At 52.5% G+C, this 23,949-nt stretch carries 27 protein-coding genes; 23 read left to right on the top strand and 4 right to left on the bottom strand.

Going from position 1 to position 23,949, the window contains the following annotated elements; all coding sequences use genetic code 11:
- Window positions 1–51 precede the first annotated feature (51 nt).
- The 11 genes from H4O10_RS11190 to H4O10_RS11140 all read left to right on the top strand — a co-directional run bounded on the left by H4O10_RS11190 (window position 52) and on the right by H4O10_RS11140 (window position 9,365).
- Window positions 52–675: a fimbria/pilus periplasmic chaperone gene (locus H4O10_RS11190; protein WP_099476038.1), complete on the top strand. Its 624-nt coding sequence runs from the start codon at window positions 52–54 to the stop codon at window positions 673–675.
- Complete coding sequence (locus H4O10_RS11185; protein ID WP_182681036.1) at window positions 672–2,852, top strand: fimbria/pilus outer membrane usher protein; 2,181 nt, start codon at window positions 672–674, stop codon at window positions 2,850–2,852. Before H4O10_RS11190 ends, H4O10_RS11185 begins: the two co-directional genes overlap by 4 nt.
- Entirely contained in the window at window positions 2,849–3,226 is a 378-nt protein-coding gene (locus H4O10_RS11180; RefSeq protein ID WP_182681035.1) for a hypothetical protein, read from the top strand. The genes H4O10_RS11185 and H4O10_RS11180 overlap by 4 nt, the downstream gene beginning before the upstream one ends.
- Before the next feature lie 77 nt (window positions 3,227–3,303).
- Window positions 3,304–3,804: a hypothetical protein gene (locus H4O10_RS11175; protein ID WP_141097825.1), complete on the top strand. Its 501-nt coding sequence runs from the start codon at window positions 3,304–3,306 to the stop codon at window positions 3,802–3,804.
- A 43-nt stretch (window positions 3,805–3,847) separates the two neighbouring features.
- Complete coding sequence (locus H4O10_RS11170) at window positions 3,848–4,360, top strand: hypothetical protein (RefSeq protein WP_099476036.1); 513 nt, start codon at window positions 3,848–3,850, stop codon at window positions 4,358–4,360.
- Window positions 4,361–4,496: 136 nt separating this feature from the next.
- Window positions 4,497–5,540 carry an ankyrin repeat domain-containing protein gene (locus H4O10_RS11165; RefSeq protein WP_099476035.1) on the top strand — a complete coding sequence of 348 codons (1,044 nt, stop codon included), beginning with the start codon at window positions 4,497–4,499 and terminating at the stop codon, window positions 5,538–5,540.
- Window positions 5,541–5,694: 154 nt separating this feature from the next.
- A complete protein-coding gene (locus H4O10_RS11160; protein ID WP_158490967.1) occupies window positions 5,695–6,435 on the top strand; it encodes a DUF4942 domain-containing protein in 741 nt (246 codons plus the stop codon).
- A gap of 134 nt (window positions 6,436–6,569) precedes the next feature.
- Window positions 6,570–6,950 carry a hypothetical protein gene (locus H4O10_RS11155; protein ID WP_143570059.1) on the top strand — a complete coding sequence of 127 codons (381 nt, stop codon included), beginning with the start codon at window positions 6,570–6,572 and terminating at the stop codon, window positions 6,948–6,950.
- Window positions 6,951–7,050: 100 nt separating this feature from the next.
- On the top strand, window positions 7,051–7,728 hold the full coding sequence (locus H4O10_RS11150; protein WP_143570058.1) for a hypothetical protein: 678 nt from the start codon (window positions 7,051–7,053) through the stop codon (window positions 7,726–7,728).
- A gap of 115 nt (window positions 7,729–7,843) precedes the next feature.
- Window positions 7,844–8,374 (top strand): hypothetical protein, encoded by a 531-nt coding sequence (locus H4O10_RS11145; protein WP_099476032.1) that lies wholly within the window; start codon window positions 7,844–7,846, stop codon window positions 8,372–8,374.
- A gap of 55 nt (window positions 8,375–8,429) precedes the next feature.
- The gene (locus H4O10_RS11140; protein ID WP_143570057.1) at window positions 8,430–9,365 is read left to right on the top strand and encodes a hypothetical protein; all 936 of its coding nucleotides are present in this window, start codon (window positions 8,430–8,432) and stop codon (window positions 9,363–9,365) included.
- Window positions 9,366–9,419: 54 nt separating this feature from the next.
- Here the strand turns inward: H4O10_RS11140 and H4O10_RS11135 are convergent, their stop codons facing one another.
- Both H4O10_RS11135 and H4O10_RS11130 read right to left on the bottom strand, forming a co-directional pair.
- Window positions 9,420–9,899, bottom strand: coding sequence for a hypothetical protein (locus H4O10_RS11135; protein WP_099476030.1), 480 nt, complete (start codon window positions 9,897–9,899; stop codon window positions 9,420–9,422).
- Between the two features lie 22 nt (window positions 9,900–9,921).
- Window positions 9,922–10,431 carry a hypothetical protein gene (locus H4O10_RS11130; RefSeq protein ID WP_099476029.1) on the bottom strand — a complete coding sequence of 170 codons (510 nt, stop codon included), beginning with the start codon at window positions 10,429–10,431 and terminating at the stop codon, window positions 9,922–9,924.
- Between the two features lie 98 nt (window positions 10,432–10,529).
- On the opposite strand from H4O10_RS11130, the gene H4O10_RS11125 reads away from it, so the two are divergent.
- The 7 genes from H4O10_RS11125 to H4O10_RS11095 all read left to right on the top strand — a co-directional run bounded on the left by H4O10_RS11125 (window position 10,530) and on the right by H4O10_RS11095 (window position 16,318).
- Entirely contained in the window at window positions 10,530–11,048 is a 519-nt protein-coding gene (locus H4O10_RS11125) for a hypothetical protein (protein WP_099476028.1), read from the top strand.
- Between the two features lie 45 nt (window positions 11,049–11,093).
- Window positions 11,094–11,867, top strand: a complete 774-nt coding sequence (locus H4O10_RS11120) for a hypothetical protein (protein WP_143570056.1) — start codon at window positions 11,094–11,096, stop codon at window positions 11,865–11,867.
- Between the two features lie 103 nt (window positions 11,868–11,970).
- Entirely contained in the window at window positions 11,971–12,411 is a 441-nt protein-coding gene (gene umuD / locus H4O10_RS11115) for a translesion error-prone DNA polymerase V autoproteolytic subunit (protein ID WP_099476026.1), read from the top strand.
- 26 nt (window positions 12,412–12,437) lie between these two features.
- Window positions 12,438–13,286, top strand: a complete 849-nt coding sequence (locus H4O10_RS11110) for a hypothetical protein (protein WP_182681034.1) — start codon at window positions 12,438–12,440, stop codon at window positions 13,284–13,286.
- On the top strand, window positions 13,286–14,548 hold the full coding sequence (locus tag H4O10_RS11105) for a Y-family DNA polymerase (RefSeq protein ID WP_099476025.1): 1,263 nt from the start codon (window positions 13,286–13,288) through the stop codon (window positions 14,546–14,548). Before H4O10_RS11110 ends, H4O10_RS11105 begins: the two co-directional genes overlap by 1 nt.
- 70 nt (window positions 14,549–14,618) lie before the next feature.
- Window positions 14,619–15,761 carry a hypothetical protein gene (locus tag H4O10_RS11100; RefSeq protein ID WP_143570054.1) on the top strand — a complete coding sequence of 381 codons (1,143 nt, stop codon included), beginning with the start codon at window positions 14,619–14,621 and terminating at the stop codon, window positions 15,759–15,761.
- Between the two features lie 23 nt (window positions 15,762–15,784).
- On the top strand, window positions 15,785–16,318 hold the full coding sequence (locus H4O10_RS11095; RefSeq protein WP_099476023.1) for a hypothetical protein: 534 nt from the start codon (window positions 15,785–15,787) through the stop codon (window positions 16,316–16,318).
- A gap of 53 nt (window positions 16,319–16,371) precedes the next feature.
- On the opposite strand, the gene H4O10_RS11090 is transcribed toward H4O10_RS11095, so the two are convergent.
- Both H4O10_RS11090 and H4O10_RS11085 read right to left on the bottom strand, forming a co-directional pair.
- Window positions 16,372–16,710, bottom strand: a complete 339-nt coding sequence (locus H4O10_RS11090) for a hypothetical protein (protein ID WP_099476022.1) — start codon at window positions 16,708–16,710, stop codon at window positions 16,372–16,374.
- Window positions 16,711–16,868: 158 nt separating this feature from the next.
- On the bottom strand, window positions 16,869–17,243 hold the full coding sequence (locus tag H4O10_RS11085) for a hypothetical protein (protein ID WP_158490965.1): 375 nt from the start codon (window positions 17,241–17,243) through the stop codon (window positions 16,869–16,871).
- 88 nt (window positions 17,244–17,331) lie between these two features.
- Between H4O10_RS11085 and H4O10_RS11080 the strand changes: the two genes are divergently transcribed.
- From H4O10_RS11080 to H4O10_RS11055, 5 genes are all read left to right on the top strand, one after another.
- Window positions 17,332–18,882, top strand: coding sequence for an LA2681 family HEPN domain-containing protein (locus tag H4O10_RS11080; RefSeq protein ID WP_099476020.1), 1,551 nt, complete (start codon window positions 17,332–17,334; stop codon window positions 18,880–18,882).
- A gap of 32 nt (window positions 18,883–18,914) precedes the next feature.
- A complete protein-coding gene (locus tag H4O10_RS11075; protein ID WP_099476019.1) occupies window positions 18,915–19,715 on the top strand; it encodes a hypothetical protein in 801 nt (266 codons plus the stop codon).
- A gap of 14 nt (window positions 19,716–19,729) precedes the next feature.
- A complete protein-coding gene (locus tag H4O10_RS11070) occupies window positions 19,730–20,539 on the top strand; it encodes a hypothetical protein (RefSeq protein WP_143570052.1) in 810 nt (269 codons plus the stop codon).
- A gap of 531 nt (window positions 20,540–21,070) precedes the next feature.
- Window positions 21,071–22,495: a hypothetical protein gene (locus H4O10_RS11060; protein WP_143570051.1), complete on the top strand. Its 1,425-nt coding sequence runs from the start codon at window positions 21,071–21,073 to the stop codon at window positions 22,493–22,495.
- Between the two features lie 118 nt (window positions 22,496–22,613).
- Window positions 22,614–23,612, top strand: coding sequence for a hypothetical protein (locus tag H4O10_RS11055; protein WP_143570050.1), 999 nt, complete (start codon window positions 22,614–22,616; stop codon window positions 23,610–23,612).
- Window positions 23,613–23,949 lie beyond the last annotated feature (337 nt).

Raw genomic sequence — 23,949 nt, 5'->3', positions numbered from 1 at the left:
TATTGGCGTTCGTGGTTACCTGGATTTAATTATAGTTATTAGGAGGTCTAAATGGTTAAAGGTTTTGTATTGATGTTGTCGTTGGTTATGGTTCCGTTGGTGTCAATTGCGGGCTCTGTTGGGCCGGTATTTAAAGTCAATGCCGCAGGGGAAAAAAGTGGGGTTTTAACTATTTCAAATAATGGTCCTGATCGTTCTTATCAAATCACAGTGGATGAACTAACTGTTGAAAACGGTGCTTCACGCCGAAGCGCATCATCAAAGATCCGGTTTGCTCCTTCGATTGTTACAGTAAAAAAAGGCGCAACACAGTCCATCCGCTACATCAAAGCCGAACAAAGCGGAAGTGAAGAGTTCTTCCGAGTCAGTGTGGCCGAACTGCCCGCACCTGGTGAGGTGGGGCTTATCAAGTTGGTCAAGCAGGACTTGGCGTGGATCTGGCGTTCGCCTACCGCCCAACCCAACTTATCCGGGCGCTGGGTGGGTGAACACTTTGAAGTTACAAACACTGGTACTGCGTCTGCACGATTGGTGTCTCCGTCGTCTGGCTCCGCAACCCGCAGTGGCTTGCTGGGTTATGTCCTTCCCGGTGAAACACGCAAGTTTGCACTTGAAAATTTCCCGCACGGTGTGGTGTCTGTTGAAGTCAACGGTCAGCGCCGGGATATCAAATGAAGAAATCAGTCATCGCATTGGCTATGGCTGTCTGCCTTGCACATCCATCTTGGGCCTCAGACGTAACCATTGCCGCCGTATCCATCAATGGATCGCATAAAAGCGACGTTGAAGAACTGCGCGTTCGTGAGGATGGGCAGTTGTTGATATCAATTGATCGGTGGACCCAGTGGGGTGTGCAGGTGCCCGCATCGCTTGCCGACCGTGATGCCGTGTCTCCATCCGATTTGAACGCGGATGTTCAGTTCGATCCGGCCACTCAAAGTTACAGCATCAATGTACCGGCAAAGTACCTGCCTGCGCGCAATTACAACCAAGCATCACGCTTGCGTACGAACGTTGGACCTTCGCCTAAAGGGGTGATGCTGGGTTACGACTACCGCGCGCAAGACAGCGAGTCGTATGGCTTCACGCAGTCGTTGTCCTACGACGTTCGGACCAATGTCCTGGGAGGGGCATTGTTCGGTGCAGGTCAATTCAATAAAGACAGCACTGGCTTAATCCACGAGCGCTCATTGACGACGTGGAGTAGGGATCTGTATGCATCGCAGACTCGCGTGCAGATCGGTGATGTCATCAACGCCACACCCAACGGTTCGTTGCTTGGCTCGCGCAACTTGCTGGGTGTTCGCGTGGGCACAGACCGATCGTTGAGTGATGACGCCTTTTATCCGGTGCCCACGTTCAATGGTGTTGCCGACACGCGTTCGACGGCGGAGGTGTTCGTCAACAGTGTGCGGGCGTCTCAGCAGCAGTTCCAGCCTGGGCCATATCAGTTTGCCAACCTCAATTCACCGATTGGTCTAAGTACCGTCTCCATGGTTGTGCGCGATGAGTTGGGCCGCGAATACTGGACAACCCGTCAGTTCTACAGCACACCCAAAGCGCTTGCCGAAGGCCGCAGCGAGTTGGAACTGTCTGGGGGCTTGATGCGCAACGGTGGACTGGGCAACAACTACGCAGACTTGGCCGCCAACGCAGTGTACGCACGCGGTATGTCCGACCGCTGGACCACCACCGCTGCGTTTCAGGCCACGGCCACAGGCCGGACTGCCATGTGGGGCAACTTGTGGACCTTTGGGCGCTGGGGCGCTGCCACCTTTGACATCGCGACCAGTGGTGATGGCATGGCCGCCACCATTGGATACGAACGGCGCACCAATGGCGTTTCGTGGTCCGCTTCGCACACCCATGTCACAGACGACTACTGGAACCTCAACCGCGAACGTTCACGCTTTGCTCTTGAGTCTCAAACCACGTTGGGTGTTGCGTACCGCCAGAATAGTTTCAGTGCGGCGCTAAACTACAGCGATGTTCGCTATTCCAATCGCTCGACTCAATTACTTACAGCCCAATCGCGTTGGCAGTTGAACTCTCGGTCAGAACTGTCTGTATTCGCTCAGCGCGACTTATCGCTACGCGACACAACGTTAAATCTCGGGTTCCGCTACCAGTTTGGATCCTCAGCATCCACGAGCGTCAACCTCAATGATGGTGAGTGGTTTGGACAGGCCAACGGTTCAACCACACTGAAAAATCGCCGCCTGAGCTGGAACGCAAGCGCAAGCGCCAACAACCATTATGTAGCAGGGCGTTGGGATCTTCCGATGTCCACATTGCTGCTGCAAAACAGCACAACCAATACCGTCTTCGGAGCCAACGGCGGGGTGTGGATCGGGGAGGGCGGGGTACTGCCAACGTCCCGTCCTTTTGGATCGTACGCGCTCATCCGCGTTCCCAATTTGCCCAATACACACGTTCAACTCACTGGCAAAAGTGTCACCACCAACGCCCTGGGCGTGGCCGTGGTCCCCAATGTCTCAGCACTGTTCGACCAAACCGTAACGGTGGACGCGCTGAGTCTACCGTTCGGTGTGCAACTTGACAGCCTGAGCAAAAAAATCGTTGCCCCACGTGGGGGCGGGACAAAGCTGCAGTTCGACGTTGTGAGCAACACCACACGTGAGTACGTGGTTGTGCAGAACGGTGTGCCCATCGACATGGCCAATGTGAAGGGCAAGGAAACCGTTATTGGAGTGCGTGGGGCGTTGGTGCTGGAAGCACCCATCCCTGGTGACGTACTCACCGTTGAAAAGGACGGTTCCACATGCGCCATCACCATCCCGCATTCGGGCGAGTTGGACAAACCAATCTTGGAATGCAAGGAGGTCTTATGAAAGTTCTTGTCATCGCGTTGCTTTTGTTCTCAGGCAAAGCCTGCGCGGACTGTTCAATCACCCCGAACCAAGACTTTGCGGTTTTGGATCAGGACGGTGGAGTGAACGTTCAGTACCTCATCGAATGCGACCAACCCACAACCGCCACTTTGCAGATTGATCAGGAGCAACTGATCTTGCGTTCTGAGAGCAACAGAGAAATCCCATTGTCTGCCGTCCTGGACGGATCAGCATTGGTAGACGAAGTGCCCATTGAAATCGGTGAGACGCCGCTGCTGGTCACGATTGAATTCCGAAGCGCGTTGTCAGCTTCGGTTCGGTACAAAGCTGCGGGGTTGTACAGCAGTTCTGTGCGGCTGAATTTAAATTATTAGTTCGACCATTGACAATATGACGATTTATGTTTTTCTGGTCGAATGCAACACAATCAATCACTAAAAAAGGAGAATAAATGAAAATTGCAATTCTAACCGCAGCAACAGTCGCCGCCTTACTGGTATCGGGAACTACATTCGCAGCTTCAAAATCCACCACCATGAATTTTTCATTTGTTGTGGCGTCCACCTGCGAAATTTATTTGGACGTTGACAACATTGAAGTGGCAACCTTCGACGTTGTGGGTGGCAACAACCCTGAAAACTTGGGTGTGACGTGCAGCGAAGACCTGCCGTACATCGTGGAAGCATCGACCAACGCAGCAGGTCAGGTGATCGCCAAATCCACCACGTCAGCACGCGAATACCCCGTGACGTTTGTTCGTGGTAATGACACCTACTCTGGCCCGCGCTTCGGCACAGACGCCAACGGCTTGGCGCACTCGGGTGTCGGTTCGGGCGCGCACCAATCAATTCCCTTCGCATGGGAATTGAGTCAACCCAATGGTGATGGCACGTTCAAGCAATTGGCACCGGGCACCTACACCGCCTCCGTGACCTTTACCGTGACGTACTAATCACCACAACAAAACTACATCAACTTTGAAGGAGAACTTACTTATGAAAAAAACACTAATTATTGCTTCCGCCGCTGCCGTTGCCATGATGGCTTCCGGATCGTCGTTCGCAGCTTCAAAATCCACCACAATGAATTTTTCGTTTGTGGTGGCTGGGACATGTGATATCTATCTGTCCACTACCGACACCATCAATCAAACCGACGTACACGACATCGCCGGGGAGGGTTGGGACGACAACTTAGGAGTCTTGTGCAGCGAAGACTTGCCGTACATCGTTGAGGCATCCACAGATGCAAACGGACAGGTTATGGCTACATCCGCCACATCGGCGCGCGAATATCCCGTGACTTTGTATCGCGGATTGGACACCCGTTCCGCACCGAAGTTCGGTACCGATGCAAACGGTTTGGCTCTTTCAGGAGTCGGTACGGGTGCACACCAAGCCATCCCTCTGTCGTATGAATTTGGTCAGCGCGACGCCTATTACGGCTATTACAAATCGTTGGCGGAGGGCACCTACACCGCATCAGTAACCTTCACGGTGACGTACTGATGTACGCATATAGGGAGAATGAAGCCCGCTTCGGCGGGCTTTTCTTTTGCTCAATGTTCAACACGTCCATCCAGACCCTTGACAATAATCGAGCTTATGTTTGTGTGAATGCATCATCCACTTATAAGGGGTCGGTATGTACACAACAGGGCTACTGCATGACGTTAACAAACACATTTCATCCGCCACCAACATCAATCAGCGGTCGGGCACGGCTCAATTGACAGCTTTGCACCGCGCCGTCGATGACAAATTCTACGAACCTGGGGTTGTCGCCGCGCTTGTCAACGCTGGCATCGATCCCAACGCCATTGAACGCAACCACCGCACACCTTTGCACTATGCGCGACACCCAGAGGCCATTGCCGAACTCATCGCCTGTGGGGCGGATCCTAATTTTACCGATGTCAATCAACAAACCCCATTGCACGTCAACCTGGGGAAAGAAAAAGCTATTGCGCGCATGGACCGCATACATGCGTTGATCGATGGTGGAGCGGATCTGAACGCCCGCGATTACGAGCAGGCCACACCGTTCTTTCGTGCCATTGAAGCCAAGCGGCCCGTTGGCATGATTGAGACGCTGGTTGAGCGAGGGGCTGATATCCATTGCATTGCCGCTGGCAATCAAAACGCCTTGTGTTGGTCCACCGCAGAAGACAGTGTGGACGTGACGCAAATGCTTATTGATATGGGGGTGGATCTCAACCGCCCAACTCTATCCGGTAAAACACCATTGGCGTGTGCATTAGCGTACCAACATTACGAGATGGCTGAGATTTTGCTGTCTGCCGGTGCGGATGGATCCATTCTTGATGTGAACGGTGCCAACGCACTGCACCACCTTTTTTCCAGCAACGGCGTTGCCAAGGACCGCAGCGAACTGGCACGCAAGGTGATGGACAACGGGGCGGATATCAACGCCCAAGACCGATACGGCAACACGCCCTTGCACAACGCCGCGTCTTTAAAATCGGAGTGGGGGGTTCGTGTTTTACTGGACAACGGTGCAGACACATCGTTGCGCAACGCTCAAGGCACGAACGCCCAGGAGATTGCGTATGGGGATGATGGGATGTTGCAGACCATTGCCGCGCACACACAGCGGCGCGAAATTGAGTCCGCCGTCAATATTGTACGGGACGATCCACCCCGCCCATCACGATGGCGCAGAATGTAAAAGCAAATGATTAAGCCCGCTTCGGCGGGCTTTTTTATTGGGATTTTATCCCCCATCAAAAGCGCCTGTGATTTTTATAAACATATGAATTAAACCCATTGACAATGTTGGTTCTTGTGTTTGGATGACTCTTCATTTAAGCAAGGGGGTAACAATGAACGAGATGATTAAATCCATTTCAATACAAAAAGAGTTGGCGCGACATCAATTGGCGAATGAGAAATTTGAGGCTCTGATGGCGACAATTGAGGCTGCACTCCATGAGGCGGACAACATGCATGTTGGTGGTGCTATGCGTAGCGCCCTGGCCCAACTGAACTTCCGCAACTTCGATTGCATGAAAGATGCGCGGAACACACACGCAAAAGCCCTTACGGAGAACAGCTGGTCAACAATCATGCGTGAGACGGGGCTGAAAGATTTCATGTGCCACAAAAAACGCGTTGAGTGGGGCCGGGCGTTCTATGAGAACACCGTTCCTGAGTTCAACTACGACAATGTTGTTGCGACGTTTGCCCAACTGTACGACACGCGCACAGACATGTTTGAAGACGGTATTGTCGGCGTCTTTGAAGGTTTGTCATGGGACTACAAAAGCCATCTTCCCGTTCGCTTTGGAAAAAAAATAATTTTGCAATACATGGAGAGCTGGACATACTTCATTTCAAGAGACGTTGTGCAAGACATGATCCGTGCGTTTCACATGTTCGACGGCAAGCCGCATCCGGATTTTAGAAGCGCAGCTTCAAGCCCCGAGGTGTTCTCTGAGTACATGGATGTCACCTTTTACAAGAACAGAAACGCCCACATTGTGTTCAAGCGTCTTGACTTGGTGGACAAGCTTAACGAGGTTATCGCCCGTCGCTACGAAGGTGCATTGCCGCCGCCCCGATAAAAAGGATGGATGGTTGGTCCCCGATAGCCCATCGGGACAGCACTTCCAATAGCCCGCTTCGGCGGGCTTTCTTGTGCGCTTGACAATGTTGCCATCCGTGGTTGATTGAATGGAGTCAATCAATTGGAGGACTTATGGACGAGCAGAGTGTTCTACATTCAATATCTATATCGAGCGATGAGATTTGGGATGAGGTGTTGTCATTTGATGCCGCCCAATTCCAACGGGTTGGCCGCTATCTTCACAGACGTGCGTGCGGCTATGTCTTCTTTTCGTCTGATGGCAGCACTGCAACACTTGATGTCCTTGCAAACTCAATAGCGCGATCCTGCTACCAGATGCTGGGTGTTCGCGTGGATGATCGTCCGTTGGAGTCGCAACTTATGCCTATTTATTCATTGTGGCCCTTCATTGACGCCCTGGCACAAAGCACACCTGAGCAACGACAGAGGATCCTGTTGGAACGTGCAGTTCGTGATGCACAGACCACTCCAAAGAAATTACGCAAGATTTGAGTTGGCGTGGTGCATCCAAATAATAATTTCGTTGTGGGCTGTTGACAATATTGCGATCCGTGTTTGAGTGGATGTATCTCAATCATATTAAGGGGTGTTTATGCGCGGCAATGATAATATTTACGATCAAGCGGTTGATGGTGGGAAGTTGCTGGAAGTTGTGGCGTTCAATCCTGCTATGTCATTTGATGAAGAGGAAGAGGATCAACTGATAATTTCGCAACTGAGTGTTGTATGCAAGGTTGAGTACATTGATGAAGATGGAGATGGGTGCGTTGCATGGATTGATGCGATCCTTAATGATCGCGGGTTGCACTTCGATGGTCCAGAATCTCTTATGAGCGATGATGTTTCAAACGACTGGTTGTATGAGTGCGTCACGAGTGCGTTTGAGGATGTCATCGACACCACGGTGTACGACCTGGGTGATCAAGTGGACCACACGCGCATCCCTGTTACCCTGCGTGATGCCGAGATGACATTTGAAATGATTGACGATACATATGCTCACGTCATTGGTGATAGTCACTATGTGTGCACGAAAGAGTACCTTGATTACGACCCTCAAAAGTTTTTCGGTGAAAGTGAGCAAGCGCCATTTTATGTCGTTGAGCGCAACACTGACTATGTAGTACCCATTCATACGTCCGCAGACTATGTGTCAGTGGTGAATAATTTGGACGATGAGTTCCAACGTTTGCGATTGCAGCAGCATGTCAGCGCCGCTGAGCAGACACCCACTGAGGTGCAGCGGGCACAGCACGTGCGGCGGATGTAGTCGGGTCTGCAAAGCGTGTGGGCGTACGTCTTGCAGTGCCCTATGACGTAACGGGTATCTGCCCAATAGCCGTGTTGTGGGCTATCATCCCGCCACTAGGGGCAAGGACGACCGTATGAAGATGACGCCAGAGCTCGCACAGGATCTTGTGCGGCTTCAACCGCTAATGGACAAGGCCAATGAGCCTGGGGCAGATCCGCAGACTGTAGCGGCTGCGTTTGCCGCAAGCCAAGTTGTCGTGCGTGCGCACAACAAGGAATTTTCCGAGTTCTTTGCACACCGATTGAACGGTGTGGCGCTTTCGTTCAACCGTGGTGAGTTCAACTATTCGTTCAAAGACACCGCTGACGCCGCGCACGCTTTTACGATGGTGACGATGCAGCAGGTTAACGACCCCAAATCAAAAGCCATATCTGGCGCTGTTGTTAACTTGATGCTTAGGGATTTGCAGTACAAGTCCAGCTTTGACAGTGACGAGTCCTACTTGACGGCAATCCTGATGATTGCCCATTCCATGCACGCATTTCGCGTATCCACGTTCAAACAGTTTGTTGCTGAGGGGCAGCGCATCCAAAGGGCAACGTTCTGGCGCTATTTTGTCATCGGCGCAGTCGTTGTTGGAGTTGCCTACCTTGTCCTGGGTTAATATTTCAAGTTGGGCACAGTCCGCAGCAAGCGGGCTGTGTATCGAGGAGTTATCAGTGTTCAAGCGTTTTATGCTGTTGTGCATCGGGATGGCTGTAATTCCCGCTGCTGTTGGTGCGCCTAAATCCAAAGCCCAAGCCCCAGCCGGAGGCTTCATGCCTTTGACACAAAGCTGCGTGTTGGAGGAGGGTATGAGGCTCGGTCCCAACTACAAGGGGCACTCGGTCATGGCGGTCGTTGCGGCGATAGGTAATATCCCACCCAAAGATCAGTACGAAACCAACGATGAGTTTAAGGCGCGTACGGAGAACGTGCTGTCCACTAAGCCACCAGCATTGCGTGACGGCCATCTGTGTGTGATCAGTGCCGGTGCGCGTTTGACAGATGACTTCGACGCGGACGCACAAGTTCTTCGGGTGCGCACACTTGGTACGTACAGCAGCCGATGGTTTGATGGCGAGAAATACCACGATATCGCCAAAGTCTACGGGGGTGAGAGAAACGTTCGCACAAGCGTCTACGACGCAAGCAACGCCTATGGTGTGTCTGTGTCTGTCACAAAGAAGAAACGCGACGCCTATTACGTGGCCTTTGATAAGCAATCAGTGGTGGACGCCGGGGAGCTTCCAGGGCTTTCGTACAAGGAGCTTTCACTGAGAGCTGATGTGGAAATGAGTGGTGCTGATGCACGCGCTCAAAAGGATGATATTGACGTAGTGTACTTGTACGGTGTGGTTCGCCCGTATGTGGGTAACCACTCTGAGTATGAGTTCCCGAAAATTGATTGGCCCTTTGAGTCGGAAGAAAAACAAACACTGGTAACCGCATCCCTCAAGAAGTTGGCTGTCATCAACGTTCGCACTGGTCTAATTTTGAAAGTGTTTGATCTGGCTGGTGAGCAGCCTTCGGCGTCCATCAGTTCTAACACCAACAATGGTGATCTTAAGAGCCTGGGGCCGTCTACAATCAAGAAGCCCTTTGTGGTCAAGTGAAGGATCGATGGCGAAGTGTTTTCGTAAGCCAGCTTCGTTCATCGATCACATTGTTCAGACTGTGACAGTAGAAGAGATTATCTCGGTGTCGGTGTGCAACAACTTGTAGACCAAGTGGATGCACTCACGTCCATAGCACGATCCCATGAAGCCCGTATATCGAGCGTCTGCGGGGATGTCTTCAAACGTTGCAACATCCTCGCAGAGTTCGATACCTGTTTCAAAATTGTTTAGAACGGATCGGACCATTGTTGCAGGACGATATGTCGTGTCTTGAAACATGGCATCGAACACTGGCGTTAGAACTTGCAGTACAGTCAAGTTTCGCTCGGCTGCTTCGGCAGCGGCGTCGCTCATCGTTTCGGCGTTCAAGAAGCACGTCAGCACAAAATACTTTGGGCTTGGTGTGTTCGCATCCTTGTACGTGATAGCGATGGTGTTGGTCATCCGGTAGTTTTGCAATTCGGGCGGCTTTGTGCGCGCCTTGTTCTCAATGATCTTTGTGAAATGATGTCTCATGATCTCTACGTGCATGTTTTCAATGGTGATTGACTGATCAAATTGCACTCGATTGTGGCTTGGCCGTGGATGTTGCCTCAACGATCAAGTCCGTAATATTGATCACGCCTGGCTCATCGAGAAGTGAGCGCCGAAAATACAACGTGTGACTGTTGGTATGCGCACGGTATCGCCCCAATCTCTGAGCCACATCCAGTGGGATGAGTGCAGCGTACTCAACGTGCAGGTTGCTGTTGAACATCACTGCGGCGAGTTGATCGAAGGGATTGGACTGTAAGTTCCGCAACGCGCTTAGCTGCGTGCTTTTATTGGCTGGGGTCAGTCGCCTGCCTTTGATTTGATACCGTGTTCCGTCTGGACCGACAGCATCAAAGCCTGCCTGGGAGCCAGTAGCCAGCGTGGCATTGAGAGCGCGCGACACCAGCGTCTCTGTGTAGTCCGCCACTGGGTTGTTCGATGAACGTATGACCCCGCGCTGCCGCAATGCGTCCATCACCGTGCAATGGAGATCGAGCAACTGCCGGTCCGTAAGGTCATCTGTGTTCATTGCACGATCCGTGTCCACTGGCCAGTAGCCATCATATCTGGGGCTACAGTCTTCGCCCATTAAGCCGCTAGACTGACATCCTCTAGGGAGGGGGCACTATGGCTGGATACATTGGGTTCTTGCTTCTTGTTCTTGTGCTGGTTGTCTTGTTTAAAGTCGTGGCGTCCAGGGACCAGGTGATCCGTGAGCTGCGTGAGCAGTCCGCCCAGCAGGGCAGGGACATCGCAGTGCTGCGGCAGGTGGTGGACGCGGTTGCGGATCGCGTGCTTCTGAGTCGCGAACAACGACGGGTGAAGTGGTTTGACGAACTGCTGCCGTTTGCGTTGGACGACTTCAAGGCTCTGAGCGCCGGTTCCGAGCGTGAGTTGATCATGGCCTGTGGGGGAAGTGACGACGCCGAAGTCGTTGGCTTGCACTACCGGCACGACCGGCTTGAGTTCCGTACCGATGGTGAGAAGGACGCGGTGGCCTACGGTTTTGCTCGCCCGTGGGCAACCGTTGAGGATCATCCAGTGATGATCTATCTCAATCAGTACGCGCTTACGTCCAAAATTGTTGGCTTGGAGCAAGACGGATTTGTGAAGCTCGCCCCCTACAGGGCGCGGTTGCCTGATTAGTCCTTTGCTATTCGGTTGATGGATCAAAATTGAAGGAGTATGGATATGCCGCATTCCCCGGACATGGACACCCAGGTTAAGTTGTTCTTGCTGCGGTCGCGCGCGCGAACCGCCGACATCCAGCGCCGTTCAATGATGAACCAAACGCTGGACTTGGAGCAGGATCTTCTTCATCAACAAGGTGCGCAGATGTGGCGGCGCTGTTTGCTGCGCGAGGGGCCGCGTCATGCCGAAGAAGTCATCCAGCTTTGGTGTGTTTTCCAGGCGAAGAAGACGGCCTTCGGTGAACTTTCAGGGGATCAGACGGTTGTTGAATTGAAAACTCAATCCATGCGTGCGGACGACAAATTGATCTGCGAAATTGATGAGTGGATTGTTGGAGCAGCATTTCACGACATGCTCCGCTCTACACACTTTACTACCGCCAGTGGCCGATACCCGCCCCTCATGCTCCAAACTAGTGAGCAGTTGAATCAAGGCAAGCAGCGTGTAACCAACATCTTGAACAACGAGTTGTCGTTTGAAGGGGTGCGTGACTACATGAATGTGAACTACAAGCTTGAGGGGCAAGCCACGCGAAATCGAGAAACGCTTGTGGCCTACGCCAAAGCTCTGTGGTTCGACCAAGCCGTGTACACCCGCGCCATCAAGGCCGTGGCCGATGGGGATACGGATCTGCTGTTGAGGTACGACCAAGCTGTCTACGCCGCGTACGAGCAGGCGGTATCCCGGCCCTCGCTGAGCGACATCATGGTCAAAGTGTTTGCCGCACTGTGTGCGCAAACTCCCTACAGTGCGCATCTGTTTGACACAGAGTGAGCGGCAGTCCAAGCGTGCGCGTGTGAAGGCGTTCAGCGCAAGGCGTTAGTAATTCTGCTAACGGCGGGTGTAGGATACCGGGCCATCAACCCCGCCTGCACCCATGGCCCGCCAGACCACCGTCAACGCCCACCCTGAGCCTGCTGCGGCCACCTCGCCGCTACTGCCGGTCAACGTCACGTGCGGCTTCCCAAGCCCCGCAGAGGACTTCTACGGGGCAGGCGACGGGCTGGACCTCAACCAGCACTGCATCTCAAACCCGGTGGCAACGTTCTTTGCCCAAGCCGACACCGGCACCTCGATGGTGGGTTTTGGGATCCAACCTGGGGACACCCTGATTGTGGACCGGTCACGCACCCTACGTCCCGGCGACATCGTGCTGGTGAACTGGGAGGGTGGGTTCACGGTCAAGAAATTGGTTCAGCGGCGGGGTCGATTTGAATTGCATTCGTCCGCAGAAGACATACCGCCCATCATCGTGCCGCCCGACGTTGAATTGGATGTGTGGGGCGTGGTCACGTGGTCGTTTACCCGGCACGCTTGACAATATTGGCTTCTGTGTTTGCTTGAATGTATTCAATGCAAATAAAGGGGGGGGGCAATATGGGGATGTGTTCATCGTTTACGTCATATATTCATGGGAAGTCGCTTGAATTATTGATTTCTGTCATTGTTTTTTTTGATCGACTCTTGATTTGTCTAGTTGTTGCGTGCGGTGTAAGAGCAGTTCAATTATTCTTGTCGGTCAAGCCAAAAAAGGCTGGGGACATCTTTGATAGCGCTGTTATGTACAACTCGCATTTCAATAATTCAGCATCGGGCATTCTTAAGATTGCTGCAAACGTTGCTGGGTTTGAAGCCATACGGGATGCATTCGTATACAATGCAGCCTTGAATTTAGATGTGGAGACGTCAATCGAGTTGGTTAATTCGGGCGTGCTTGATAGATGCTGGGATATTGAATGCCTTCTCTTTGAATTGTCTGTGTGGTGCAAGTGTCCTGAGGAAATTGAAAGTTTGATAGCCGCAATTATTCGTCGGCGGAGGAAGGTGAGCCACCTCAAGGTGCTTAATCAACTGACTCGCCCGCCACTAGAGAATGGGGCGTCAGCCGTCCACAATGTTCTTCGGATCATGCAGAAGAATGGCTACAACTTCCACGGGGGTCTTTCTGTGGCACCAGAGACATTCTTTTACCCCAATCCCAGTCCTGGGTTGATTTCAGACTTGATCGAGTGGGGTGTGTATGTTGAGCGTCCGACGGAACATGGATTGTCGGAGATGGCCGCATATATCAATTCGGAAATCGATGAAGGCGACCGCCGTATCGCCGAGCGTGACGCCGCCAATATCGCCCAGGCACTTGCCGACGCTGGCCTGACTCAAGATGACACCCCTAAGCCGAAAAGAAGGATGTGATGTCTGTTGCGCAACCATTGATCGGCTTGGTGGATGGAAACAATTTTTATTGTTCGGTTGAGCGTATCTTTGACCCCAAGTTGCGCGGTGTTCCGGTTGTTGTGATGTCCAACAACGATGGATGCGCCATTGCCCGATCCAACGAAGCTAAAGCACTTGGCATTGGAATGGGGCAACCCATCCATCAAATCCCCTCGCACATCCGCAAGCAACTGCATGTCCGAAGCGCCAATTTTGCGCTGTACGGGGACATCTCCGCGCGCATTGCACTCATCCTGCGCGATCTGTTTCCCGACGTGGAGGTCTACTCCATTGATGAGAGCTTCGTGTCCTTTGACGGGATCCGTGCGCAGGATCGGCGCAAGGTTGCCATAGAGGCCCGCGCACGTATTTTGAAGTGGGTAGGCGTGCCCTGTTGCGTTGGGATCGGCCCCACGAAGACCCTGGCTAAGATGGGCAACAAGATCGCCAAGGGGACCGAGCAGGGCGTGTGGAACGTGCGACGACCCGACCTGGGCAACTTCCCCATTGGCGACGTGTGGGGCGTGGGGCGCAAGTTTGCCGCGCGCCTAATGGGCGAGGGCATCACCACAGCAGCCCATCTGGTGTCCGCAGATCCACGAGGCATCCAGGACCGCTACGGAGTGGTGCTGGTCCGCACGCAAACCGAACTCAATGGGGTGCGATGTGCTGAGCTGCAGGAGGAAGAACCCGAGCGCCAGCAGATCATGGTGTCCCGCTCATTCGGCAGCGAAATCCACACACACGACGACCTGGCGCAAGCGGTGGCCACCTTCGCTCAGCGTGCCGCCGAGAAGTTGCGCGCCCGTCACCTCACGACGCACGGAGTGTGGGTGTTCTTTCACACCAACCCGTTCGGGAACACCCAGCAATACCACCCGTCGCGAACCGTTCGATTGGTGGCACCAACCGCCGACACCCGTACCATTTTGGAGGCGGCGCAGACGGCAACCGCTGCGATGTACCGCCCCCATGTTGCGTGGAAGAAGGCCGGAGTGGGGTTGGTGGATCTGAGCGCCGATCATGTGCAACAGGCGGATCTGTTCGCCCCGGTGCGCAACCCGAAATCCGACGCACTGATGAAGGCTTTGGACGCGGCCAACCACAAGTTCGGGCGCGGCAGTCTGTCGTTTGCATCGTCCAGTGCGGGTCCAGGCGGTGCCCCAAAATGGGCAATGCGGCAGGAGCATCTGTCGCGTTCCTTTACGACCCGCTGGGATGAGATACTGGTTGCCAGATAGGGCTGCACCATGCGTGGCTTTGGATGGTCGGCTCACAAACGCAGTGGTGGGTTTCAACAAGGGGGTTGTAATGAAATGGATATTCGGTATCGGATCAATTGGCTTGTGTGCCAATAAAATTAAACCGATCTTCGCACTTGTCAGCATTTCAGTTTTGGGTGCTTGCGATCAGTCGGTGCCACCTCCGGCCTCTCCCATCTCACCGCCTGCCGTGACAGACCCTGCTCCTGTTGTAGAAGTGCAGCCAGCGGAAGAGCCTGCGCCCGAGGCGGCAGCTTCTGCTGACGTTACCGATGTGTCCGAAGTGGTCCAGGATCTTTACCGGCAGATGAAAGACAAGAAGGCGCTGCAAGATAAGTTGTGGGCGGCCGCAAACGCAATCAACGACTACAACCATGTAGGGACGTACTACAACGAGTACCATATCCCCGAGCATTCTTGTTACGTACTTGGGCGGCTGCTAAAGCAGGATAAATATATTGCTGGAACCGTGATGACGTACGATCCAGATTACGTCACCGCCACGACTGAGAACGCCCAAGACCTGCGCGTTATGGCTGTCTCGTTGAGCAACTTTAACAGTGTGGCGAACGGCATCATTGGGGACGCTCACCATGAGCGCGTAATTGAATGGAACTTGGACTGTGTGGGTCGATTTGGCATCCCGAGAGATGCATCAATCGAGCAAGTAGGACAGTCGTCGTTCTACGTAATTAGAGCTGAGGGCAGAGTGCTGCAAGTGCTGGGGGATATCGAAAAAGGCTTTGCACAAAAAGTATCTGACGCAGTTGAAGCCAATCCAACGGTTGAGCAAGTTGCTTTGGGGAGCGGAGGTGGATATGTGCTCGAAGCAATTGCAGCCGGACGGTACATCCGCAGCAAGGGATTGGAGACATCATTGTGGAACAACTGCTATTCCGCGTGCCCATTAGTCTTTATGGGGGGCGTGGAGCGAGTCAATTGGTCGCCATACGGGGACTTGGGCTTTCATCAAGTCGCAGATGAAAACGGGACGGCTGTGCCGGTGGGACATCCGATATATCAGGCAATCTTCAACTACACGTCAGAGATGGGCGTTGATCCAACGTATGTTCTCAAGCGCATGTGGAGTTCGCCGCCGTCTGGTATGACGATGGTTGAAGGGCAGGAGGATGAACTCTGTGATGCACGTATTATCACCTGGGTCCAGCGGGGCTGTTCCAAGCCAAATTGATGGATGTCTAAAAGGAATTTTCCGTGAGTACCTTTCAACGCAATTTTGTGTTTCTTGTCTTTTTGATGTTCGCGCTCACGCAGGGAGCCATCGCGTCCGATGTCCCGCCCGAAGATTCTGAGAATTGGGCGGTGAACTCCGCGTGGGTGAAGGAATTGCCTGCGCTTGATCAGCAAATCGTCCTAGTGTCGCTGGGCCTTGGCATGTCAACACATGTGGATACGAGGTTGATCCCCGCCGTTAAAAGCAAAAGCGACATGCAATGGGTGTTGAAAGTGGCTGGCACGTCCAATGTCATGTTGGCGGGGCTGGCAACGCGCAGTGAGGAAATGCGTGCGATATTTGATGAGCGGTCCAAGGTCTATCTTGAAGTCATCAATGGGCGGATGGGTGCGGACGAGTTTGAACGCAAAATGGCTCAGATCAGTTTGAAAATTGAAAAGGCCACCGCCGACATCACGCCACAGCAAATCGCCCAGGTCCGCAGCCAGTACCGCAGCAGATTGTATGACACGGAGACAGCACTGATCGCGTTTGCGAAGCTAAGAGCGAGGTAGTTCAATGGACATAAAAAAGCCCGCTTACGCGGGCGTAGAAAGATGGCTGGGCGTCACTCATCAAAGATTACTGTGATGCAGTCCAGTTCGTCTTCCGAGTAGATCGGCAGTTCCTCTGCCGGTTCCGACTTCACTTCCTTGATGATGCGTTGCGTGTTCTTTTGGTCGCGAATTGTGTACATGGTGTGGGTGCGATTGCACTCACGCAACGCCAGCACCTTTTCCAAGAACGCCTCATCAATGTCAATGCCTTTCGCCTTGCTGTTGCAAGTCATGGCGATATTCGTGAGGCTTGCACCGTCGTCATGATCTTTTGCGATCCGCGCCATGGAATGCATGAAACGTTCGTCAATGTCATGGAACTTTTTGGGCAGCACTTTCTTCTTAGCCATCGTTGTCTCCTTGTGGAAGGGATGACGTAGGTATAGGCCAAAAAAATGACGTGCACAAGCCGTTGGAAGTCAGCGTAACCGGCAGTTGTGGGTCGCTGACGCCACGCCAACCACCAAGATTTCGGTTGACGAACCACGCACAACACAAGCGGCAGTGGTTAGGGGTGTTTTGGCACCCTCACGCAATTTTTCAGCATCGGCGTGCCGGAGACGTGTCCGTTGCCCAGGCAATCGAGCGTCACCGACTGCCCTCTGCGCAAACCGGCCAACTCATCCTTGCGCGCCGGGTCCAGCACAGCCACGGGCCGGTCGTGGATCCCCGTGCCTTCAAAGCTCAGAAGAGGCGAGCGGCGGTACAGCGCGGGCTCCTCGGCAACCACGCCAGTGACCCGCAGCCGTTGACCCATGTAGTGCCTGTCGGCAGCAGCGGCGTCACGGGTGTAGGCCGCCAGCAAGACCGTTGCGTCCACAGCAAGCGGGGGCTGGGCATGAGCAGCTGCTGCCAAAATCAAAACGGTCGAAATTAGGCTCATGACGGTGTGTAATGGACGGTAAGGCCCCCATGCTACACGCACGCGTTCGGAGAGCGCATTGACCGCCATACATTTGACACGCGAACAGATGTTCGCCCTGGCTGAGCAAATATCGTTCCGTGCAGCAGCAGGAAAGATCACCGCCCGGTTTATGGATCAACTCGGCGCGCTGATCGACGCGGCAGGGGTAACCCAAGACCTCGAACTGTCTCTGCGTTGCATTGAGGTGATTGGCAAGTTCGGGGAACTGGATGACAAGCGGTATGGGTGCATGCTGCATTACTTCCATGCCAACGCTTTGGGATGGTTGTACATACATCGTCATACCGATGACAACGCATTGTCGTGGATCCAGCCGGACAACACTGCACAGATCTATGAATTGCGGTCAGCCATTGCACATGCTGGCTTTCCCCTGCATCCCGCTGAATTCCGCGCGCAGGTCCATTCCAACCTAGGCAATGCATTCAACAAGACGGGGCGAATTCATGACGCACTGGAACACTGGCGAAAAGCGTTAGCTCTGGACCCGATGCTTGCGATGGCCCAAGGCAATATGGCGGGTGCACTGTTCTTTTACGCGCGCAATCTGTACGACGTAGGTCATCGGGAGTGGATCAACATTGAAGGGCGTGAGCAACTGCGCAAAGCGGTTGCCATTGGCGTTCATGGAGCCACATTTGTTGAAGCTGCTGATCGCTTTAGGCGCATGCTGGGTGCCGTAGAGCTAGGCTTGGATCAGTACGGTATTGAGCGCAAACCGGATTGTACCTGGATGGACAATTTCTCACTGGGGAAGAGCGCCCAGGAGAAGCGGTATCGACGTTGGTGTCTGGACAACAGGCTTTTCCTCAACCCCATGAATGATGCGTACATCCAGCCAGTTGCCGCCACAGATTCGCTTTCGCTGCCAACACATCGAGCCGATGGGGTGGGGATCTCGTATCTTGCTGCGTTCAACCAACTCAAACAGGAATACATCTATGCCAGATGGTGCTTGTTCGTTGGGCTGGATGACCAGAAGACGCATATGGCCGACCGTGAAGTATTGTTGTCATCCAACGCCGACAGTGCGCGCTACAGCATCGCCATTGAGCAGGTAAAAACCGCTTACCGTGCGGCCTACTCGCTGTTGGATAAGGTTGCGTACTTTGTGCGCGACCGCTGGGAGATTGGTGCTAAGCGAAAATCGGCTGACTTCGCACGACTGTGGCGGACAGAACCAAAAAAGGGCACGGAGACAACCATTCGCCCGGAGTTTGAAAGCAGTCAGAATATTTGGCTGCACGCTCTGTACAGCCTGTCCGAAGACATCTTCAATGAGGACACAAGGCAATACGCATCGCCGGACGCTCAAGAACTTCACGTCGTGCGTAATGCTTTGGAGCATCGGTTCTTCAAAATTGTTTGGTCCAGGTCCGAGTGCGACGAAACATCGATGCACCACGACCGACTGTCGGAACAGATGACATTTGACGAGTTCCAAAGCAAAGCCCTGCGCGTTTTGACGATGGCACGTTCTGCAATCATGTACCTATGCCTTGCAATGCATCGAGCCGAAGTGCAGCGTGCCGAAGAAGATAAAGCTCAGTCTATGTCGTTCGGGGTGAACCACATTCCGGACCGGCTTAAAGGGTAAAAGCGGCGGCACATGAAAAGGGAGATTTCGCGGTGACGTTCAAGATTGTTGATATTGAAGAACTGATTGCTCAAGCCAAGGCATCTGGTGTGAGCAAGATCAGTGTTGAAGTGCCTTTGCTTGCGTCGTACACCCAAGAGGCGTGCGTCTCGCAGACTCAATGGATGATGTTGCCGCACCACCACAAGCACTACGCTTGGCTGCACGTGGACGCAGAGGGCGTACCGTTCTACGCCGGTTACGGTCGTGGCCCCTACGCGTGGCAGAAGAACGGTGGCATTGCCTGGGAATGGTTCGTTCGCGAGCGATTGGGCGGCGAATACCGTGTTGTCGTCCTAGCAGTGGGCCTGTCAGAAGCACACATCCACAGCATTTTTGAGCAGATGCTTGAGATGTACAACACGAGATTGCTCAATCAATCGAGCTTCTACAGAGGCATGGACTACAAGGCACTCAAAGAAGAGAACGACAAGAAAAGAGCAATCCGACCCTTTTATGCATTTGTTGGTAGCAAGAAGCCAGCGTCAGAAATATTTCAGGCGGCGCTGACCGCTCAACAATTGCAGTACGAGCTTGATCCCTATCGTGGCGAGACTGGCCGTTTTGGTGAAGTTCTCAAGGCAATGGATGCATCACAGCCGGTCAATGATTACTTCATTACTACGATTGTCGAGTGGTATATGGGGCAGGGGGACTTGGATGCCGCAAAGCACGCGTTCGCCGAGTTCAAGAAAAGAGCCCCACGATTGGCGGCAAGTAAGAGGGTGACAAGGCTGGATAAGTTGTTGGAGCGCGGACGCTTCTACCGACGCCCTGGCTGGTTGGATCAATAAAAGGATTTTTCCCGATGAAATGGCTTGCTCTTATTGTCTTAGGTGTCGGCAGCGCACACGCTGCACCGCTTCCCCTATCACAGCGGTGCAATTTGATCGTTGGATCAACTGTTGGAGCACATCCAACCCGTGAGCTTGTAGAACTGCTCGCTCACACGCCCCTCAAGGATGAATTCACATCCACGGAGCGGCACGACTCACAGCTACGCGAGTTCATCGGCTCGCTTGATGTTCCAGGTAAAGATGGGCAGTTGTGCGTCTCCTCCAAAGGCGATGGTGCGCTCTTTGACTACGACGCAGACTCGCAAACGCTGTGGGCCAATGTGGAAGCAGCCTCCGGCACCCGCATTTTCCGTACGGCTCATGGGCGGATCACTGTGAGGGATGTTGTCTCCGATGAATGGGACAGCGTGATTTCCGACCGAGTGATGACCAATGCTTTGGGTGTCAGCGTGGATGGGTTACATGCCACTGGAAAAGCAGCATCCGTTGGCTTCACCAGCGAGCAGATGGACGCATTTCACCGAAAGCTTCCTTACCACCGCTTCAAAAGCGCGTATGGGACAAAGGCAATGTCCATGCTCATGGATCCGAACCAGGCGCGAGACGTAAAGCCACACGCAATGGTGGTGTTCCAGTACAGGCTGCGAAGCCCATATCTGGCTCAAGGAACCGATGTTCATGCCGCTACGATGGACAGCCCTGGGAGCTTTGCCATTGAGAAATCGGTGGTGCTGGGTGACCTGATTGCCGTCGGCATTGTGGATGGCCGGACGGGTGAAGTTCTCGCCGTGACGCGGAATGAGGCGGATCCAGCACTTTAACTTTGGGCTGTCGAGCTGATTTGTAGGTCATGAGAGCAACAGTCCAATGCGTCCATTGGGCTGCTTGCCAGTGCCGATAGTTTTCCAATCAACCAATGATTTTTCCGATTTCTTTGACTATCTTAAGTATGATTTTGAGATTTTCAACGGGTCCGTAAATCGCCATTGCTGAGATGAGAATTAGAGTTGAGTATAGGTCCATAATTATTTTTCCTTGTAAAGTTATGGTCGCACGGTCATTTCCTTGTGTGGTTGTGAGTGCGGATTGAATTGTACGCTGCCCGTTATAATTAACAACTGTCAAACTGGGCCGCGAACGGACATGCGGTGACGTGACACGCGACGTATCAGAGGGTACGCAAGAGTTGAACCGGCATGTACCAAAAGTCCCTGCAATGCAGGTTGTAGAAAAGGCAAACATGGAGTTCGGACGCGGATGGATTGGCTTTGGATCCGCAACCGTTGCACCTTACAGCGTCACCAAATGGACCATGCGGCAGGAGCATCTGTCGCGTTACAAAGGGGTTATTAGTGAGTATTGCCAATCTTAGTGATAAATTTAAGAAAATATTTGAGCGCGATGATGGTGTTGCGCAGCGAGAGATGCAGTCTGCATCACGCATGATCAATTCGGGTGAGTTGACTCAAGATGACGTGCTTTCGCGCGACAATTTGGTTGAGCGTTATGTGTGGCTTATTCACCAATCCAGAAATATCTTATCGGCGTGGGCGAATTCCGGGGATATGCAGCCGGTACTCAATCAGGATGCTGGAATTATAGGAATGGTTGACCCGCGCCATGGAAACATTGTGGCCTTCACAATGCGTCACTCTGAATTGGCGGAAATTGAAATTGATGTGCCAGAGAATGGGAAGTACGCAGTCATTGCGTACGAAGATCTGTCTGTTTGCCTGTACGAGACGTACAAGGACTACCGCGCAAAATGGAATGCAGAGTATGGCGGCACATCCTCCGTTTCCGATGATGTGCCATCAACGCCAGAAGAACTAATCTCCAAGCTTTCAGAGTTCAAGAGGCTGCTGCAAGGTTTGGAAGACGAAGATGATGGTAATCACGTCGTGTCTTTTATGGAGCGAATGAAGGCCAGTGGGGATTCATACAAGCGTCCGAACACAATGACAGAGGCGCGCGCCCAGGCTGGATCAATTTTTAAAGATTCAACCGACCCAATGCTGGGGGCTGTTGTAAAGGGTATCTATCAAAGCCGTCACGTTGACATAGATCCAAACGATCTTCGCCGCTGTGCTATTGCAGCCATCTGTGCCGGACGGGATTTGCTTTACAAGCAAAATGGTCGAGAATTGGATGAGTCAAATCCATTCTCAAATGTGAAGGCATCTATTTCGCCAGAAGGCATCATCCATTCGTTTGCTGTGAACAATCATGTCGTCTTCTTTGGAGACGAGCCAATGGAGGAAGATGACCGTCTGGCGTTCGATTTGGACTACGTTCCCCTGTCGATCCATTATATTGACGCACGCACGCGTAGTGTTCAAGAAATCACTCATGAAGGCGAGCAGGCGACTAGAAAACGTCAAGATTTTCCAAGCCTACTGGATCTGATCAATAATATTGGTCACGAACAACTTGATGTTGTTGCAAACAACTTGGCGGTGATCGATGGAATAGCCAACGAGCAGCTTCCACAAGCCCTGGAACTGGCGTTGTCGGTCGCAAAAATTCGATTTCAAGGCGCACAACTGAACACCATAAACGCCTATATCCGCGTGCGCTATGCAATGCGGCTGAGCGGAGAGCGGGACTGGTCTGTTGCCCCCAGTGGCCGCGTTGTTGCCGGTACAAAAACTGCCATCATTCTCAATTGTGATGATGGGGTAGGTCACATCTGTTCTGGTGATGATCTGTGCATCCCATCTATCGATCAAATTTTCTTTGTGGGCAAGGATAGCGTCAGTCGATTTCTTAGAAGCTAATAAGGAACGAGATCTCCAGCATCATTAAGGCCGCCGCACGGTGGCCTTTTTTTTGTATTGACAAGGTTCAATCTTCTGCTTAATTGATGATGTCTTAAGGCTATATAAGGGGTGATGCATGACTGACATGAGAATACATGAATTGCTCAAAACCAGTGAGTGGGACGCGGCGTTGGATCGCGAGGAAATTAAAGAGTATTTTCAAACTCATGATGTGAATGAGACGTTCTATGTGAGTGGTGGTGCGAGTCAAACTCTACTGACTCCACTTGCTTATGTTGCATCAAAGAGTATCAACAATTTTGATCGTGATAACGTTCTTGATGTGATGAGGGATTTGATTGAATTGGGTGCCGATGTGAACGCGCCAGTTCGTAAGTCTGATTACTACGGTGACGGGTTTTTAAAGGGTGACGGCAAGGAATTGGTAGATCTTGCTAACGGCACAGATCGCATTGAACTGTTGGTCAAAAGTGGAGCCAGCGCAAAAGAGTCGCATATCCTCTCTTTATTCCGAGAAGGAACGGGTGGCGCTTTTATCGCAGAAAAATATTTCGACTTGATAGAGCCCAGGCACTTCTTCCACTTAAAGAACAACAATGAAAGTGCAGCAATAATTGATGAACTGGCTCTTGCGGGTTACGACTTTAATGTTCAGGATGAGAACGGTGACACGCCACTAAGTTATGTGCGTGACATTCACAATGTGAAGCGGCTTGTTGATTCGGGAGCTTCGGTTCGTATTCCGAACAACGATGGTGAAACGTTCTTGGATCAATGCCGTGCGGAATTTATTGCGAAAAATTCCTCGGCCAATGGCGCTCAAATCATGAGAGATCTCGGTGTTAACCTGAGCGCGCCAGATCACTTTGGAGATACCGCGCTGCACAAGATGATGTACGAAGGTAACAATTTGGAGCGTATTAGAAATCTGTTGGACGCTGGGGCCGATCCCACTGTTCGGGACGCAGATGACAAGCTTCCTTACCAAGTGGATTCCAGGGGTGAAGATCGGCATGAAGCTAAACTTTTGTTGGAAAGCGCAGCCACAAAACGAAAACTTGTGGAAGAGCTGGGTGAATCACAACAACAATTTGCTATGCGACGAAAAATGTAAAAGAGATAAGCCCGCTTCGGTGGGCTTTTTTATTGGGATTCTATCCACACTCAAAAGCGCCTTAGATTTTATATTGGCGTTTCGATGTTGACAATGTTGCAGTTCATGTTTAATTGAGTGCATCTCAATTATTTTAAGGGGTTTTATGGACAATGTCGTTTTCAGAAGACGGCTGCACTGAACGTCAGAAGCCGACTGCACTATAGCAGCGGAGGGGTTGGATCCATCAGGCAACGACGGGCTGCTGCCGGCCATCAGCGGACGCAGGGAGGACTTTCCGCAACCGGCCGTTCGATGCGGCACCGATGGCCTTCGCGCAGGGGTAGTGAATCCGCCA

It is taken from the genome of Stenotrophomonas sp. I18B00994 (genome assembly GCF_014145825.1).
GTDB lineage: Bacteria > Pseudomonadota > Gammaproteobacteria > Xanthomonadales > Xanthomonadaceae > Stenotrophomonas > Stenotrophomonas maltophilia.
The sequence above is the reverse complement of the archived record's forward strand: the minus strand, read 5'-3'. Positions and strand labels throughout refer to the sequence as shown.